The organism is Limnobacter alexandrii (assembly GCF_005871185.1).
Lineage (GTDB): Bacteria > Pseudomonadota > Gammaproteobacteria > Burkholderiales > Burkholderiaceae_B > Limnobacter > Limnobacter alexandrii.
In genome coordinates this window covers 54,030-70,192 of record NZ_SWKN01000014.1, presented here as the reverse complement: position 1 = coordinate 70,192, position 16,163 = coordinate 54,030, and the positions used below count along the sequence as shown (strand labels likewise).

The 16,163-nt window shown below is 54.3% G+C and carries 14 protein-coding genes; 5 read left to right on the top strand and 9 right to left on the bottom strand.

Annotated elements, in window-relative coordinates; translation table 11 throughout:
* The 4 genes from FCS97_RS16490 to FCS97_RS16475 all read left to right on the top strand — a co-directional run.
* The coding region (locus FCS97_RS16490; RefSeq protein WP_281283843.1) for a flagellin at nt 1–124 on the top strand (124 nt) is incomplete at its 5' end.
* A 181-nt stretch (nt 125–305) separates the two neighbouring features.
* Nucleotides 306–1,013, top strand: coding sequence for an ABC transporter permease (locus FCS97_RS16485; RefSeq protein WP_138519525.1), 708 nt, complete (start codon nt 306–308; stop codon nt 1,011–1,013).
* Nucleotides 1,006–1,767 carry an ATP-binding cassette domain-containing protein gene (locus FCS97_RS16480; protein WP_138519524.1) on the top strand — a complete coding sequence of 254 codons (762 nt, stop codon included), beginning with the start codon at nt 1,006–1,008 and terminating at the stop codon, nt 1,765–1,767. The genes FCS97_RS16485 and FCS97_RS16480 overlap by 8 nt, the downstream gene beginning before the upstream one ends.
* Nucleotides 1,768–1,781: 14 nt before the next feature.
* A complete protein-coding gene (locus tag FCS97_RS16475) occupies nt 1,782–2,606 on the top strand; it encodes an ABC transporter substrate-binding protein (protein ID WP_138519523.1) in 825 nt (274 codons plus the stop codon).
* A 3-nt stretch (nt 2,607–2,609) separates the two neighbouring features.
* Here the strand turns inward: FCS97_RS16475 and FCS97_RS16470 are convergent, their stop codons facing one another.
* From FCS97_RS16470 to aroQ, 5 genes are all read right to left on the bottom strand, one after another.
* On the bottom strand, nt 2,610–3,500 hold the full coding sequence (locus tag FCS97_RS16470; protein WP_138519522.1) for a helix-turn-helix transcriptional regulator: 891 nt from the start codon (nt 3,498–3,500) through the stop codon (nt 2,610–2,612).
* A complete protein-coding gene (locus FCS97_RS16465; protein WP_138519521.1) occupies nt 3,497–6,637 on the bottom strand; it encodes an efflux RND transporter permease subunit in 3,141 nt (1,046 codons plus the stop codon). Before FCS97_RS16465 ends, FCS97_RS16470 begins: the two co-directional genes overlap by 4 nt.
* On the bottom strand, nt 6,634–7,833 hold the full coding sequence (locus FCS97_RS16460) for an efflux RND transporter periplasmic adaptor subunit (protein WP_138519520.1): 1,200 nt from the start codon (nt 7,831–7,833) through the stop codon (nt 6,634–6,636). The genes FCS97_RS16465 and FCS97_RS16460 overlap by 4 nt, the downstream gene beginning before the upstream one ends.
* A complete protein-coding gene (locus FCS97_RS16455; RefSeq protein WP_138519519.1) occupies nt 7,830–9,242 on the bottom strand; it encodes an efflux transporter outer membrane subunit in 1,413 nt (470 codons plus the stop codon). The genes FCS97_RS16460 and FCS97_RS16455 overlap by 4 nt, the downstream gene beginning before the upstream one ends.
* 111 nt (nt 9,243–9,353) lie before the next feature.
* Complete coding sequence (gene aroQ / locus FCS97_RS16450) at nt 9,354–9,785, bottom strand: type II 3-dehydroquinate dehydratase (RefSeq protein ID WP_008253035.1); 432 nt, start codon at nt 9,783–9,785, stop codon at nt 9,354–9,356.
* A gap of 137 nt (nt 9,786–9,922) precedes the next feature.
* Here aroQ and FCS97_RS16445 point away from each other — a divergent pair, with 137 nt between their 5' ends.
* The gene (locus FCS97_RS16445; RefSeq protein ID WP_138519518.1) at nt 9,923–10,696 is read left to right on the top strand and encodes a glutathione S-transferase N-terminal domain-containing protein; all 774 of its coding nucleotides are present in this window, start codon (nt 9,923–9,925) and stop codon (nt 10,694–10,696) included.
* Between the two features lie 509 nt (nt 10,697–11,205).
* Here the strand turns inward: FCS97_RS16445 and FCS97_RS16440 are convergent.
* The 4 genes from FCS97_RS16440 to FCS97_RS16425 all read right to left on the bottom strand — a co-directional run bounded on the left by FCS97_RS16440 (nt 11,206) and on the right by FCS97_RS16425 (nt 16,156).
* A complete protein-coding gene (locus tag FCS97_RS16440; RefSeq protein ID WP_138519517.1) occupies nt 11,206–12,330 on the bottom strand; it encodes a beta-ketoacyl-ACP synthase III in 1,125 nt (374 codons plus the stop codon).
* A gap of 70 nt (nt 12,331–12,400) precedes the next feature.
* The gene (locus FCS97_RS16435; protein WP_138519516.1) at nt 12,401–13,819 is read right to left on the bottom strand and encodes a UDP-glucose dehydrogenase family protein; all 1,419 of its coding nucleotides are present in this window, start codon (nt 13,817–13,819) and stop codon (nt 12,401–12,403) included.
* A 193-nt stretch (nt 13,820–14,012) separates the two neighbouring features.
* Nucleotides 14,013–14,237, bottom strand: coding sequence for a hypothetical protein (locus FCS97_RS16430; protein ID WP_138519515.1), 225 nt, complete (start codon nt 14,235–14,237; stop codon nt 14,013–14,015).
* Nucleotides 14,238–14,404: 167 nt separating this feature from the next.
* Complete coding sequence (locus tag FCS97_RS16425) at nt 14,405–16,156, bottom strand: CHASE domain-containing protein (protein WP_171035358.1); 1,752 nt, start codon at nt 16,154–16,156, stop codon at nt 14,405–14,407.
* Between the last annotated feature and the right edge of the window lie 7 nt (nt 16,157–16,163).

Below are 16,163 nucleotides of genomic sequence, written 5' to 3'. Positions count from 1 at the left end.
GGACGCAGACTTCGCCAAGGAAACGGCAGCACTGACCCGCTCACAGATTTTGCAGCAGGCTGGCACCGCCATGCTGGCCCAGGCCAACCAGTTGCCCAACAACGTTCTGAGCCTGTTGCAGTAATCCTGAATTGACCAAGCACTGGCTGATCTGACTAGCATCGGGTCAGCTGGTTTCGGCAGGGGACATTCCCGGATTCGGACCATTCGTCCTCTGCCTTTTTTCTCCCCGCTGGTGTTTGTACCAATGACATCACGCGCATTTTGGCATTACACTGCATTTATTCCGTAAAAAATGCATGCTAATGCAAGATTTCTCTCAAGCCTTTGTACAAGCCTTTACCCTGATCGGGCAAGCTGACCCCACATTGATCGACATCATTGCCTTGTCGCTTCAAGTCACATTCACAGCCGTTTCCATTGCCTGCCTGCTTGGTTTCCCAATCGGTGCCGCATTGGCCATTGGCCGGTTTCCGGGGCGGATGGTGCTGGTGGTGTTTCTGAATTCCCTCATGGGTTTGCCACCAGTGGTGGTGGGTTTGGTCATTTACCTGTTTTTATCAGCCGCAGGGCCTTTGGGGTTTCTCCAATTGCTTTACACCCCCACGGCCATGGTGATTGCGCAGGTGGTGTTGGTAACCCCAATTGTGGCGGCGCTGGCGCGGCAGGTGATTGAAGACCTGTACGGCGAATACGACGAAATGTTGCGCGCCATGAACGCAAGCCGAATTCAAACCATTTGTACCCTGATTGTTGATGCTCGCTATTCCTTGCTGACCAGTGCGCTGGCTGGCCTGGGCCGTGCGCTGGCCGAAGTGGGTGCCGTAATTATTGTGGGGGGCAATATTGCGAATGTAACGCGGGTGATGACCACCACGATTGCGCTGGAAACCTCGAAAGGCGAACTGGCACTGGCGTTGGGCTTGGGCATTATTTTGATTGCGCTGTCCATCCTGATCAATGCCGGGCTTTTCTTGCTGAAAAACAGCGCTCAGAAAAGGGCCTATGCTTAAGATGAACAGCGACCTTGCTTTGTTGGCCCCGGCAAAACCGTTTTCAGCGCATTTGCCAATCCAGTTTGAAGGGGTGCACCTTTCATTTGGCAAGCACCTTATTTTCAGTCATTTAAACCTGGAGATTGGCCTGCAAGGCATCACCGCGATCATGGGCCCCAATGGTGCGGGCAAAAGCCTGATTCTGCGATTGCTCGCAGGCCTGATCGAGCCAAGCCAGGGTTGTGTGCACTTCAGTGGATTAAGTCAAACACCCCGCGACCAAATCGGTTTTGTATTTCAACGCCCAGTGCTGCTGCGCCGCAGTGTGGAAGACAACTTGTTGCATGCACTGGCCATTGCGGGAATTGATCGATGCGAGCGCCATTTGCGCGCAGATGCACTGCTTGAACTGGGTGGCATGCAGCACCTTGCAAAATCGCCTGCCCGAAAACTGTCGGGTGGTGAACAGCAGCGCCTTACTCTGTTGCGTGCATTGGCTGCAAAGCCTGGTTTGCTGATTCTGGACGAGCCCAGTGCCAGCCTTGATCCCCAAGCCACGGCCTTGATTGAAAACATCGTGCTGCGTGCAAGCCAGTGTGGCGTGAAGGTGATTGTAGTGACGCACGATCAAGGGCAGGCTGCTCGGCTGGCAGACGAAATTGTATTTGTTCACAAGGGCCAAGTGCAGGCCACCCAACAAGCAGATGAATTTTTGACAAACCCCGCCAGCCGGGAGGCCAAGGCTTACCTTGCTGGCGAGTTACTAATTTAAACAAGGGGACAAAGATGAGGAACAAGAAACTGGGCAAAGCGTTGTTTGCAGTGCTTGGTGCTTGCCTGTTTGCACAGGCGCATGCGGCCGACAAGTTCATTCTTGTTCAATCCACCACCTCCACTCAAAATTCAGGGCTGTTCGATCACTTGTTGCCTGTGTTCAAAGCCGACACGGGTATTGAGGTGCGCGTGGTGGCGGTGGGCACCGGGCAGGCTTTGAAGAATGCACAGAATTGCGATGGCGATGTGGTACTGGTGCATGCCAAGGCGGCTGAAGAAAAGTTTGTAGCCGAGGGCTTCGGCCTTAAGCGCATCGACGTGATGTACAACGACTTTGTGGTGGTGGGCCCCGGCAATGACCCAGCAGGCGTGGCGGGCAGCAAGGAGGTTGTGAAATCGTTCAAAGCCATCGCTGACAAACAGGCCTTGTTTGCTTCACGCGGTGACGACAGTGGAACCTACAAGAAAGAACTGGAGTTGTGGAAGGCTGCCAACGTGGATGTGAAAGCAGTCAGTGGCAAGTGGTATCGCGAAACCGGTTCGGGCATGGGGGCTACCCTGAATACTGGTGTTGGCATGGGCGCTTATGTGTTGGCCGACCGTGCCAGCTGGATTGCCTTTGGCAACAAAGGGAACTTCAAAGTGCTTGTAGAAGGAGACCCTACCTTGTTCAATCAATACGGTGTAATCGCGGTGAACCCTGCCAAATGCCCCAATGTGAAAAGCGAGTTGGGCAATGCATTCGTCAACTGGCTGGTGTCACCGAAGGGGCAGACTACCATTGCGGCGTTCAAAAAAAACGGTCAATCCCTGTTCTTTCCCAACGCCCCTAAATAGGCCTTAGGCGTTCCAAATCACGGTGCCCAGCGCCGTGGTGTCGTAGCCTTCAAATGCCTGTGCTTTTTTCCGGAATGCATCGCTTGCGGTGAATTGAATCAGCGTTTGAAAGGGCGGTTCAAACCAGGCTTTTCTGCACACCATCAAATCAAAGTTTTCTTGCCGCGTTGGAACAAAGCCAAGACCAAACTGCAGGGCCAAGGCTTTCAAGCCGGGTGCTGCATCGGCTTTTCCGCTGGCCACAGCAGCAATGGTGTCGTTCTCGGTTCGGCAGTTTTCGGCGACATTCAATTGTGCCAAATTCAAATTCTTCTCGCGCAGCAATTGTTCAAACAGAATCATTCCGCCCGCACCTGCCTGTCGTGTTGCCACTTTCAATGCTGCAAGATTGGACACATCCGAAATCTTTTTCGGATTGCCTTTGGCCACAATCAACCCCTGTTCACGTATAGCCCAGCGAAGCAGCACTACATTGTTTTTTGCAAACCGGGTTTGCACGGCATGAATATTCCAGACAGGTGCATTCGGGTTGGGTACATGCAGGCCAGTGGCCACAGCGCCATTGTTCTCGAACACATCAAGCCCGCTCAGGCTGCCGTCAAATTGCATGGCGAGGCCGCAACCCGATTCGCGGATGGCCCATTCCAGCAGTGGATCATGGCTGCCTGCCACCACATTGGGCCGCACGTTTGTAGCGCTGTTACCGGCATTCAATTCGCCAGTGCGTATCCAGTGCATGAGTTCAGCTTTTGGAAACAACAGTTTGCCAGTGGCTTTCACGCAGGGTATTTCTTGCGCGCTCACCAGGTCGTAAAGTTTGCGTTCCTTGATGCGCAACAATTCAGCCACTTCCTTGGTGGTTAAAAATTCAGTGTTGTCTGAAGCAGAGTTCATGTGGCGCTGGTTTCTTCCAGTTTGGTCAAGTCAATTTCTTTGGGCTCCTGGCCCGGACTGGTGCCCAGCAAGCGGCGAATGTCATCAATCATCAAATACAGGCAGGGCACCAACAACAGTGTAATGGCAGTGGCAAACAAAATACCGTAGCCCAGTGAAATGGCCATGGGGATCATGAATTTCGCCTGGCGAGAGGTTTCGAAAATCATGGGCGCCAATCCGCCAAAGGTTGAAATGGTGGTCAGCATGATGGGCCTGAAGCGCCGCACCCCCGAGGTACAGATGGCATCAAACGGTGTCATGCCTTCACGCACCTTTTCGTTGGCATGGTCTACCATCACCAGCGAATCATTGACCACCACGCCAGCCAGCGCGAGGATACCCATCATCGACACAATGCTGATGCTGTAGCCCATCATCAAGTGCCCCACGATGGCACCGAAAATACCAAAGGGAATGGCCAGCATGACCACGAAGGGCTGCAAATAACTCTTGAATGGAATTGCGAGCAACACGTAGATGATCAACAGAGCCACCAGAAAACCTTTGCCCAGGCCACTCAAGGCTTCCGAGAAGTCTTGCTGGCGACCAGCAAAGCTGTAACTCAAGCCGGGATAGTCCGCCATCAACTTGGGCATCAATTCCTGCACGGTGGCGTTTTGTACCTGCTGTGCCTGGTTGCGGGGGTTTACGTTGGCAGTCACAGAAATGGTTCGCCGTCCGTCACGTCGCGTGATGTTGGCTACCGCGCGGGTGTCATCAAATTCAACCAGCGAATGCAGTGGTACCAGTGTGCCTTGCGGTGTGCGGATCAACAGGTCGCGCACATCGGTTTGCGCAGATCGCTCGATTTCAGGGCGCATCACCAGCACCTTGACTTCATTGCGACCACGCTGCTGGCGCAAGGCTTCCGAGCCAAAAAATGCAGCGCGCACCTGGCGGCCAATGTCGTTCGAAGTCAGCCCCAAGCGCCGTGCCTCTTCTTTCAAGGTGAAGCTGAATTGTTCTTTGCCATTTTGAAAACCATCGTCAATTTCAGACACCATGGGGTAATTGGCCAGCTCCCTGGCCAAAGCCTCGCTGGCTCGACGCAAGGTGTCTACATTGCGGTGGCTTAACTGCACAGTGAATGCGGGGCCACTGCCAGGGCCACCTGAATCGGCGGCAAAGCGAATGGTTTCCACCCCCGGAATATTGCCCACATCCAGTCGCCACTGGTCGGTGAATTCCGCTGTGGGTACGGGGCGCACACCCGGTGGAGTCAGGTAAGTTCGCACGGTGATGTTGTTTTCATTCACACTGGCGTAAATGCCGGTGCTTTGTTGTTCGCCGCCAGTGGCTTCAACAGTTTTCAGGGCACTGGCCACAATTCGATCGCGCACCAGGTTCACTTGCTCATTGGTACTTCCCAGGGGCAACTGGGCGCGAACTTCAGATTGGTCCGATTCCACTTGCGGAAACAGCTCAAAGCCCATGCGACCACTGACGGGCCAACTGATCACCAGCACCATGAGCGCAATGCCCACACCCATGGACAGGTAGCGATATTCCACACACTTTTGAACAATTGGCGTGTAGCGCAGTTCGATGAACTGGCTGAAGCCTTTGGAAAACCGTTGCTGCCAGTTGTGGAATTTTCCTTTGCCTTCTTTGCTGTACGCCAGGTGGGCGGGCAAAATGAAAATCGCTTCCATCAGCGACACCACGAACACCGTGCACACCACCAGAGGAATGACGCCCCATATTTTGCCCAGGAAACCGGGCACAAACAGCAAGGGTGCAAAGGCCGCAATATTGGTCAGAATACTGAAAGTGACCGGCACGGCCACGTCGCGAGCACCCTGGATTGAGGCATCCAGCAGACTCAGGCCTTGTTGTCGATACTCGTAAATGTTCTCGCCCGCAACAATCGCATCGTCCACGACAATGCCCAGTGCAATGATGAAGGCGAACATGGAAATCATGTTGAAGGTGACACCGAACAGTGGCAACAGCAACATGGCACCCAGGAATGAGATTGGAATTCCCATCGTCACCCAGAAGGCCAGCTTCCAGTCCAGGAAAATGGTGAGCAGCACCATCACGAGTATCAAACCCATTACTGCGTTTTTGGCCAACAGGTCTTGTCGCTGCTTGTAGGTGTCGGAGCGGTCGCTGACCACTGAAATTTCAATGCCCTCAGGCATCAGAGGGCGAATGCGTTCCAGTGCTTCCTGCGTGGCCTCGGAAATTCCAATGGGCGTTTGTTCACCAATGCGTGACACTGAAATTTCAATCGATGGTTTACCATTGAAGGTGGCGTATTTGTCCACATCCTGAAAACCATCACGCACTGTTGCAATGTCACCCAGCTTTAAGGGTGTACCACCGACAGGCGACACAATGGGCAGCGCTGCAAATTCATTGGCAAAGTCACGCCTCTCGGAAACACGCAATAAAATTTCACCGCTTTGCGTAGAAATGCTGCCGCCAGACACCTCGATCACATTGGCGCGAATGTTGTCGGCAATGCCTTGCAAGGTCAAGCCGTAGGCATTGAGCCGGGCTTCGGGCACCTCCACATGAATTTCCTGTTCACGGGTTTCAGTCAGGTCAACCTGTGTAATGCCGGGGTTTTGAAGCAGACCGTCACGCACTTCTTCGGCCAGGTTGCGCAAGGACAACTCGTCGGAGTCACCGTGCACCACCAGCGTCACCACGCCACGTTTGCGCGCAGTCAGCGACACATTGGGTACTTCGGCGTCACCGGGGAAGGTGGTGATGCGATCCACTTCTTGTTTGATTCGGTCGTAAATGGCCTGTGCATCTTCGGACTCGTCGATCTCGACCAGCACACTGGCTGCACCTTCATTGGCGGTGGAATTGACTTCAACAATGCCTTCAACACCGGAAATTGCTTCCTCAATGGCCAGAACAATGCCCTGTTCCACATCTTCGGGGCTGGCCCCGGGGTAGGCCACGGAGATGGTCACCAGGTCCAGCTCGAATTCCGGGAACACTTCCTTGGTCATGTTCATGAAACCGAACACGCCGCCGATCAGGCACACCCACATCAAAATGTTGGCAGCCACGGTGTTTTTGGTCATCCAGGCCAAGGGGCCTGAACGGTCTACCCGGCGTCGACTAGCCGCATTCATGGTTTCACCGCCTCAGGTGTAGGTGTGTCACCATCATTGGCCGGCTCATTGGTTCTGATCGCCATGCGATTCACAGGTGAGCCCAGGTTGGAGGTCACGATGTTCTCGCCATTGTTCAAACCGCGATCAATCAGCACATATTCGGCCGAGCGGAAAGCTATATTGACTGGTCGAATATCGAGTTCGCCGCCGTCGTTTACCCACACTGCGTTGTTGTGCACCGAGGAGGGCGCCAGCTTGAATACATTGTTCAACTCAATGCCGTTGAACCGAACTTTCACATACTGGGCCAACAACAAGGGTTGCAGGTTTTTGTTGTTGTTTCGGGGTACTTCTACTAACACCTGGGCCTGCCTGCCGTTGTCTTGAACACTGGTTTGCAGATTGAGTACTGTGCCTTTGTGGCAGCCTTCTTCGCTGCTGCTTGCATCGCTCACGCACACTGTCGAGCCAGTCTGTTTGCCTTCCGGAAACTTGATCCATTTCAAATCAGCCTGCGGCACAGCCACATTGATCCAGTAAGCTTCGCTGCTGGCCAGTACACCAAGCGCGGTGGTGGCACTGACTTGCGCGCCCACGCTTGCTTCACGGCTTACCACGACGCCATCGAAGGGCGCCCGCAACACGGTGCGTTCCAGGTTCACTTTGGCGCGCTCAACACCTGCTTGCGCCGATTGCACAGAGGCCTTTGCAGCCTCCAGTTGGGGCTTGCGCAAAATCAGTGCACGTTCGCGTTCATCCACATTCAAGCCAAGCAATTCAAAATCGGATTGGGCCACGACCTGGTTACCCAATTCCGAGGTGAGCGTGGATTGCGCTTGCGCCAGTGCAGCTTGTGCAGTCTGCAATTCAATGCGGTAGTCGGTGTTGTCCAGTTGCACCAGCACATCGCCTTTTTTGAACGAGGCACCCGGCACAAACTTCGCGCCAATGCTTTGCACGGTGCCACTGACCCGCGCTTGCAAGGTAATTTGTTGTTCAGGTTCAACCACACCGTAGCCAAGCAGGCTGACGGAATAGTCACCCGCTTTGACGGGTTCGGTGGTTACCAGCCGCGCAGTTTTCTCGGGTGGTTTTCGGCTGGCCGTGGGGGCGGTGGCCACCAACACTTCAGAGCCAATGACACCCAGGGTGACCACGCCCACGGCCAGGCCAATTTGTACCCACTTGCGTTTGAAAAAAGGTTGATCGCTCATGACTGCTCTGCTGCTGTAGGTTGTGGAATGCTGCCGGACAGCGCCCTGTATAGAGCAATCCGAAAGCCCACCAGTTGTTGTTGTGCATTCACCAGGTTACGCCTTAACTGGCTTGTGCTTTGTTGTGCATCCAGAATGGCGAGGTAATCGACTGAGCCGTTGCGGTAGCCTGCAAACAGGCGTTTCAGGCTGAGTTCAGCCAGCTCAAGTTGGCGCTGAAAACTTTCCACGGCCTCGCGTTGGCGGGTTTCCTGAATGAGCGCGTTGTCGACATCGGCCAGCGCATTGATGGCGGCATCCTGATATTGCGCCACAGCTTGATCCAGCAGGGCGCGTTGGCGCTCCACCTCTGCGGAGCGTGCGCCACCGTCAAACAAAGGGGCCACCAAATTCACGCTCAGGTTGCGTACCCAATTGTCGAACAGCAAATCGGAGTCGTTGGTTTGATCACTGAAACTGGCACGCAGGCTGAGTTGTGGAAACCGGTTTGCAATGGCGGCAGCCACACTTCGATCGGTGGACAACACCAACGACCAAGCCTGTTGCACATCGGGGCGGCGGTTCAGGAGTTCAGCGGGAAAGCCGGTTGCTGGCAATGGTGGCAGGCTGGGAAGGTTCTCGCTGTTCATACCGATTTTATTCGGAGGCTGCCCCACCAACAATGCCAGGCTGTTCAGCAACACATCGCGATTGGACCGTGCTTGAGCCAGGTTGCCCTGAGCGGATTCAACCAGTTGCCTTTGTTGCAATACATCGGAGGCCACTGCGCCTCCCTGGCGGAATCGCAGTTCGACCAGCTTCAGGTTGGTCTGAAAACTTTCCAGTTCTTGCTCGAACAGCCGCACTGTTTGGTCAGCCGCCACCCATTGTGCCCAGGTGGTGGCCAGTTGGCCGGCAATGCTGATTCTTGCGGCATCCAGTTCATAGCGGGTGGCTTGCAGCTGCAGTTCAGCAGCCTGGGCCGTGTTGCGAACCCTCGACCACAAATCGATCTCATAACTGGCCACAAACGAGGCCGAGGTAAACAAGCCGCGGTTGTTGGTGGCCTGCCCTTGAATGCTGGTGCCTTTCACCGTATTTTCTTGCCGACCAGCGTTTAGGGTAAGCGAGGGAAAAAAGCTGGCCTGCGCTGCGTCCAGGCTGGCTTGGGCAGCGCGAAGCCTGGCGGCAGTGGCCTCCATGCTCAGATTGTCGGCTTGCGCCTGTTGCATCAGGGTGTTGAGTTGTTCGCTGGAAAAACCAGTCCACCAGTCTGCGGGGGCTTGCACGGCACTTGGGCTGACCAAGGGTTTGAACGTGGCATCCGCAAACCGGGCATCGATTTCGGGTTTTTCTGACTCAACAGTGGCGCAGGCGCCCAGCACAATTGCCAAAGCAAGGGGCAGCAGGGGTTTAAGGTGGTGCGTCATGGTGTCGTTTTTCTTGTTGAGTGCCCATCAGACCACAATCTGGGGCTGTTTGTTCAGCTGTTAACTGATCTTTACAAAAATGAACTGATTATCACCATGCACCCCATTCACCTACTTGGACGCGAGTTGCCGCAAGGCGTACACATAACCCTGCCAGCCAAGGCCGCAAATCACGCCTTCAGCCAAGTCTGAGAAATAGCTGTTGTGGCGAAAGCTTTCACGTTTGTAGATGTTGGACAGGTGCACTTCAATGAACGGAATGGCAACGCCTGCCAAGGCATCGCGCAGGGCCACGCTGGTGTGTGTGTAACCCGCCGGGTTGATCACAATGCCGGCAATGTCTTCGGTTTTGGCTTTGTGAACACGGTCAATCAAAGCGCCTTCGTGGTTGCTTTGAAAGGTCATCAGTTCGAAGCCGTCGGTGAAGGCAATGTTCTTCAAGGCTTTCTCAATGTCAGCCAAAGTCATGTGTCCATAAATACCGGGCTCGCGCGTGCCCAACAGGTTCAGATTGGGGCCGTTGATCAACAGCAGTTTTTTCAAGTTCTTCTCCGGTGCAGGTGTGTTTGAAAAAATAGTAACAAGCAATGCGGTGGGCTAGGGGGTTTCGTCTACACTGCGGACACGTTCGCGCACAAAATAACGACAAATTTCGAATAATTCCAGGACAGAGGCACCCCATGAACACCAACATCGACGCAATCATCAACATGCTGGCCGGCACAGCCCGCGGCTGGCGCGGCACTGGCATTACAGCCCGAGCCCGCAAAACGCCAGAAAAAACATTGAAGCTGTACGACATCGAGATCAGCCCCTTTTGCCGTTTGGTGCGTGAAGCGCTAAGTGAAATGGACCTCGATGTGATGATTTTGCCCTGCCCCGCAGGTGGCAAGCGCTTTCGCGAGGAAGCACGCAAGTTGTTGCCCGGCACCAAATTTCCGATGCTGGTGGATGAGAACACGGGCGTGGTCATGAACGAATCAGCCGATATCATTGATTACCTGGCTAAAACTTACGAGAGCAAGCTGAAAAGCCAGCAAGGCCTTGGCCGCAAAGTGGCGGTGGGTTCATCGATGCTGGCCAGTACCTTTCAGTACCGAATTGGTGGTTTTCAGGGTATGAAGGCCCGCCCGTCCAAGGCGCCGGTTGAGCCTTTGGTGCTTTACAGCTTCGAGAGCAGCCCTTATTCCAAGCCTGTGCGCGCGCGTTTGTGCGAGCTGGAAATTCCGTATTTGCTGAAGAACACCCCCAAGGGCGCGATGACCGATATGGGCCCACCTGTTTTCCGGGACAAGCTGTTTAAGGCACCACAAGGCACCACCCGCAACCGGGCTTGGTTGTCGGAGAACACCGGCAAGGTGCAAGTGCCTTATTTGATCGACCCGAATACGGGCGTGGCGATGTACGAGTCGAACGATATTCTGCGGTATTTGGACAAGACTTACGGCGCTTGAGTTGCGCTGCTCGGGTGGCTGCACCGGCTAGCCTAAGCAATGCTTCTGATCCGGCTTGATGCTTCTGGCTTGGGGCATGCGAAACGCTTAAGCGTCTTCGCATCGATCCTGCGGATCGCCCCTCGCTGCGAATCTGCCGGGAAGCCTTGCAAAGCCGGCCAGCCAGTCCAGCCACCCAAGCCTCACCTGAACCAAAGCAGCCGGCGCGCTCAGGCTGCAATGCCCTCGCAGCGCCGGTCAAGAAAACCTGCCCGTTTGAATTCACCCGCCACGGTCGGCCAAAGGCCGGCACCGAGACTCGGCCCGCCTTTTTGCCGAGCGAGGTGAGTCAGGGTGAATCTCAAAAAGGGAAAATCAGGTTTTCTGGCGAGAGAGGGCATGCGCCTGAGCAAGCTTGGCAAATAGGCAGGTGACTTGCGGCGCGTACAAGGCTGGCGTAAAGCAAGGTGATGTGGCACCCACACCGAAGCTTGGCCGAGCATGCACATGCGCATCACAGCATGCGGCGTTCAGGTCTTGCGAACCACCACGCTGCCAATCGAATAACCCGCGCCAAACGAGCAGATCACGCCCACATCGCCACTGCCGAGGTCGTTCTTGTGGCGATGAAATGCAATCACCGAACCCGCAGACGCGGTGTTGGCAAACTCGTCAAGAATTACGGGGGCTTTGTCAGCCGTGAATTCGCTGCTGCCCAACAATTTCTTGGCAATCAACTGGTTCATGGCCAGGTTGGCTTGGTGCAGCCAGTAACGGCGTACATCGGTGGCCGAGCTCAAGCCCAGGCTTTGCAAATGTGTGCTCATGTGCTCGGCGGCCATGGGGCAGACTTCTTTGAACACCTTGCGGCCTTCCTGCATGAACAGCTTGTCGCGTGAATCGGCTTCGGCGTCTTCAGAACGGTTCAGGAAACCAAAGTTGTTGCGAATGTTGTTCGAGAATTTGGTGGCCAGCTTGGTGCCCAGTACTTCCCAGCTGCCGGGTTTGGCGTCTTCCAGGCGTTGCACGATCACTGCGGTACACACATCACCAAAAATAAAGTGGCAATCGCGGTCCAGCCAAGCCTGGTGGCCTGAAGTAATTTCCGGGTTCACCATCAACACCGCGCGGGCAGTGCCGCTGCGCACTGCATTCACAGCTTGTTCAATGCCGAATGTGGCGGAAGAACAGGCCACGTTCATGTCGTAGCCGAAACCTTCAATGCCCAAAGCTTCCTGAATTTCGATGGCCATGGCCGGGTAGGCGCGTTGCATGTTTGAGGCTGAACAAATGACCGCATCAATGTCGGCCGAGGTAAGCCCTGCATCGTCCATGGCTTTGCGGCCAGCGTCCACGGCTATTTCAGCCATCATCGACAATTCGGAATTTGGACGCTCTTTGAAGTAGGGGTGAAGGCGGTCCGGATTCAGAATGCCTTCCTTTTCCATCACATAGCGTTGCTTGATACCCGAGGCGCTTTCGATGAAAGCGGAGTTGGAGGGCTGCAAGGGCTGAAGCTCGCCACTGGCAATTTCAGCCGCATGCTCTTCATTGAATTTCGCCACGTAGGCGTTGAACGACTCCACCAATTCATCGTTGGTGATGGTTTGGCTGGGTACGAAAAGCCCTGTGCCGCTGATGGCTACCTTGATCATTGCGCTCGTCCTGGGTGGATGATGGTGTGTTTTGTCTCTTGCGCAATGATAAAGGCAAAGGCGTTAAATTTTAAGACGCCAAGCGCATTTGCTCCACGGGCATACCCTGATCCGCGGGTTCAGCTCGTCGACCGATTCCCTCATAAATCAGGCCGTAATCGGCCAGCAGCGCGGGATCGTAGAGATTTCGACCGTCAAACACTGCTTTTTGGCGCAGGGTGCGGCTCAACATCAAAAAGTCGGGGCTTTTGAACATGCGCCATTCGGTACACACAATCAGGGCGTCGGCGTTGAACAGGGTTTCTTCCTGGGTTTTGGCGATTTCAAATTCGCCCAGCAAGGGGCCGTCTTGCCTGAATGTGGCCAGGTCTTCTTCCATGGCGCGGCGGGCTGTTTCATTGGCCACCGGGTCGAAGGCTTGCACTTTGGCGCCACGCAACACCAGTTCGGCTGCAATGGTGCGGCTGCTGGCCTCGCGCATGTCGTCGGTCTCGGGTTTGAAAGCAAGACCCCACATGGCAAAGGTCATGTTGCTCAGGTCTTCACCAAAATGCTGAATGATTTTTTCAACCAGCACACGTTTTTGACGCTGATTGCTGTGGTTCACCGCCCGCAAAATCGACAGGTTCTCGCCCGCTTCTTCGCCGGTCTGAATCAGGGCGCGCACGTCTTTCGGAAAGCACGAGCCACCGTAGCCGCAACCGGCATACAAGAAAGAGAAACCGATGCGTGGGTCTGAGCCAATGCCCGCGCGCACCTGTTCAATGTCGGCACCAATTTTCTCGGCCAGGTTGGCCAGTTCATTCATGAAGCTGATTCGGGTGGCCAGCATGGCGTTGGCGGCGTACTTGGTCAGCTCGGCTGAACGCACATCCATGCACATCAGGCGCTCGTGGTGACGCTGGAAGGGGGCATACAGCGACTTCATCATGCGCAGTGCGCGCTGGCCCGCGGGGGTGTTGTCGGTGCCCAGCACAATGCGGTCGGGGCGCAGAAAGTCGTCAATGGCCGCGCCTTCTTTCAAAAACTCCGGGTTCGACACCACCGTGAATGCGTGCAGGGCATTGCGCTGCACCAGCACGCAGCGCACTTCGTCGGCCACACGCTCGCCAGTACCCACAGGCACGGTCGATTTATTGATGATCACCTTGAAGCCATTCATGTGGGTGGCAATTTGCTGGGCCACTTTCAATACATGGCGCAGGTCGGCACTGCCGTCCTCGCGGGGTGGGGTGCCCACGCAAATGAAAATCAGCTCGGCGTGGTTCACGGCGTCTTCAATTCGTGTGGTGAAGTCCAGGCGTTGCTCGCGAATGTTTCGTTCCAGCAATTCGTCGAGACCAGGTTCGTAAATCGGGCTTTGGCCGTTTTTGAGTTGGGCAATCTTGGCGTCGTCGATGTCGCAACACAAAATTTTGTTGCCCACTTCAGCCAAACAGGCGGCCGTAACCAAGCCTACATATCCACTACCGATGATAGAAACGCGCATGTGCTTTGCTTTGATGAGTGATCAATGCGAGCAGTGTGTTGCGGCAGTGTTGCCTGCGTTTGACAGATTTAAGACTGGATTGTGACAGTGCGAAGGTGCAGCTGGAGAGAGGGAGGCATTGCTGGAATTTTCGGCGAAGGCGGCAGGGCTGCTTGTTGAAGTTGTAGCCCTTGCCGCGTATTCACCAACCGCATTATTGCAAAGTCAGTTTGTTGTCTTGACCGAAACGGCGCATTTGGTGAACCACCGCCAAGGCAACCTGACCAACCACCAGGCAACCGGCAGCCAACAAATTCGGGCCTTCGAAGCCGGTGCCGTTGATGTACTGCACACCTGCATTGATGGTGAAGCCTGTGGTCATCATGGCCATGAACAACATGCCAGGTGTACGAACTACTGAGTCGATAAAGTTTTTCATTTTGGTATCCCTTTTCATTTGATGCGAAATTGGGGCTTTCGCTTTAACCCGGCAGACACTTTGTGTGTTCTGCTTGGAATTAATTGTGCACAACTGTTCACTGAAAATCAAATAAATTTGTTAGAGATACTGTTCTAAATTATTAAGATGCTGATTATTAAAGGTAATTAATCGTAACTTGGCGTGTACGTTTTGTTTGTTTTTTCAAAACGAAGTGCCCAAATTGATTCTCCAAGGTCCGGGTAGTTCAGCGCGAATCCCCGAAAGAACAAGGGCATGTGCTCGGTGTGTCCTGGAACGGGCCAGTTAAAAACAACTTCAACCCGGCTGTTCTTGAAAAGTGGATTTAACACCTCGTTTTCAAATTCGGGCAGCACGTCTGTGGCCAGCAGATCCGTCATTCTCTGGCCAATCAGGGTGGATTTGATATTGGCCCCTTGAAGCAATACCAGTGCGGCTGGATTGGCCAGTTTTATTTTGCGAGACCTGTCCAGCGTAATCACACCGTCGGGTGCATGGGCAATCAATTCCTCCAAGGCATGCATGTCTTTCCAGACCATTCGCGCATCGGTTTCATCCCTGAATGATTTGGTGTAGCCCACCAGTCTGCGATTGTGGCCGTAGATGGGGGCCAGGTTCATGCGAAGGTGTATGCGCTTGGCTGAGTCGCTGATCCGAAGTGTTTGAATATTTTTGAGTGTTTCGCCTTGTTCCGCTCGCTCATGCAGTCTTTTTTCCGAGCTTAGCAATTCGTCTGGCACGGTCAGGTTTTGTTCTTGGTCGTATAGAACACTGGCGCGATCCAGGCCAAACAGTTCCTCTGCCGCATGGTTCCACACCAGGATGCGGCCCCGGGTGTCCTCAGCAATCAAGGCTTCGGAAGAATTGTTGACCAATTGTTTGTGCAATCTGAGCTCGTCGTGACGATCCAACATCCGTTTGGCGTGGTAAGCCGCAAATCCACTCAAGGCGATGCCCAAAAGGGTCAATGCCAGATACCCCGAGCTGAGTGGCGATTGATTGTCTGGCTTGCTGGGCCAGTACTCCAAACGCCAGCGCCGGTTGCCCAACTGCAAATCCCGGCTGACCGCGATGTTGGGGTAAAGCGAGAAGTGCTTGGGTTCGACGTTGTCAAAGAAGAGCACGGGCGTGTGTTTTTCCTCCAGCACCGAAATTCGGACTTGCAGTGTTGGGTCTTTCGCCAGCCATGTTTTCAGCAACCGGTCGATCGAGATCGGAAATGACACCCAGCCCACCAATTCTTCATAACGCGCGCCCAGGTCACTTGAAGGCACGGCTTTGTTGAACACAGGCATCAGCATGGTAAAACCCAATCGTCCAACATGCGCATTTTGAATCATGGTGATTGGCCTGGATACAGCCAGTCCCGCCCTGGAAAAGGCACTGAGGCAGTTTTCACGCCGAACGTTTTCAGAGCCAAGGTCCAGGCCCAGTGCAGAGTGGTTGTCCTCAATGGGTTCAATGTACTGCATCACAAAACGGTCTTGAGAAGAAGGGCTGATAAAGCGGATCTGGAAATCGCGCAGGCCCTTCATTTTCATTTCCCGAAGAAATTCAGCTTCTTTGTCCAGCGGAACCTTTCTTGCAAACGCAAGCCCCAAAGCGCCAGGAAAGTTCTCATTCAAATTCAGGCTGTTCACATAATTCCGGAATCGTTCTGGTGTCAGTTCGTCTTGTCCAAACGCGGTGATCAGGCTCGCGGTGTTTTGAAGGTTCAACTTGTATTCGTTGATGGTTCCTTGCAGCTCAGCGGTTCGCTGGTCCAGCAAGTTTTCAAAAGCGAGTGTTTCAGTGGCCTGTGCATTTTTTTGCAGGTGCACGCCCATCGCGATGCTGAGGCTTGCCCCCAAAATACCCACCAGGGTGGCATACGCCCAATTTGCAAATGTTTGATCCATGTCTCGC

Bases quoted from the DNA above. Each gene is read 5' to 3' on its own strand.
- FCS97_RS16485 (WP_138519525.1), top strand. From the start codon at position 306: ATGCAAGATTTCTCTCAAGCCTTTGTACAAGCCTTTACCCTGATCGGG.
- FCS97_RS16480 (WP_138519524.1), top strand. From the start codon at position 1,006: ATGCTTAAGATGAACAGCGACCTTGCTTTGTTGGCCCCGGCAAAACCG.
- FCS97_RS16475 (WP_138519523.1), top strand. From the start codon at position 1,782: ATGAGGAACAAGAAACTGGGCAAAGCGTTGTTTGCAGTGCTTGGTGCT.
- FCS97_RS16470 (WP_138519522.1), bottom strand. From the start codon at position 3,500: ATGAACTCTGCTTCAGACAACACTGAATTTTTAACCACCAAGGAAGTG.
- FCS97_RS16465 (WP_138519521.1), bottom strand. From the start codon at position 6,637: ATGAATGCGGCTAGTCGACGCCGGGTAGACCGTTCAGGCCCCTTGGCC.
- FCS97_RS16460 (WP_138519520.1), bottom strand. From the start codon at position 7,833: ATGAGCGATCAACCTTTTTTCAAACGCAAGTGGGTACAAATTGGCCTG.
- FCS97_RS16455 (WP_138519519.1), bottom strand. From the start codon at position 9,242: ATGACGCACCACCTTAAACCCCTGCTGCCCCTTGCTTTGGCAATTGTG.
- FCS97_RS16445 (WP_138519518.1), top strand. From the start codon at position 9,923: ATGAACACCAACATCGACGCAATCATCAACATGCTGGCCGGCACAGCC.
- FCS97_RS16440 (WP_138519517.1), bottom strand. From the start codon at position 12,330: ATGATCAAGGTAGCCATCAGCGGCACAGGGCTTTTCGTACCCAGCCAA.
- FCS97_RS16435 (WP_138519516.1), bottom strand. From the start codon at position 13,819: ATGCGCGTTTCTATCATCGGTAGTGGATATGTAGGCTTGGTTACGGCC.
- FCS97_RS16430 (WP_138519515.1), bottom strand. From the start codon at position 14,237: ATGAAAAACTTTATCGACTCAGTAGTTCGTACACCTGGCATGTTGTTC.
- FCS97_RS16425 (WP_171035358.1), bottom strand. From the start codon at position 16,156: ATGGATCAAACATTTGCAAATTGGGCGTATGCCACCCTGGTGGGTATT.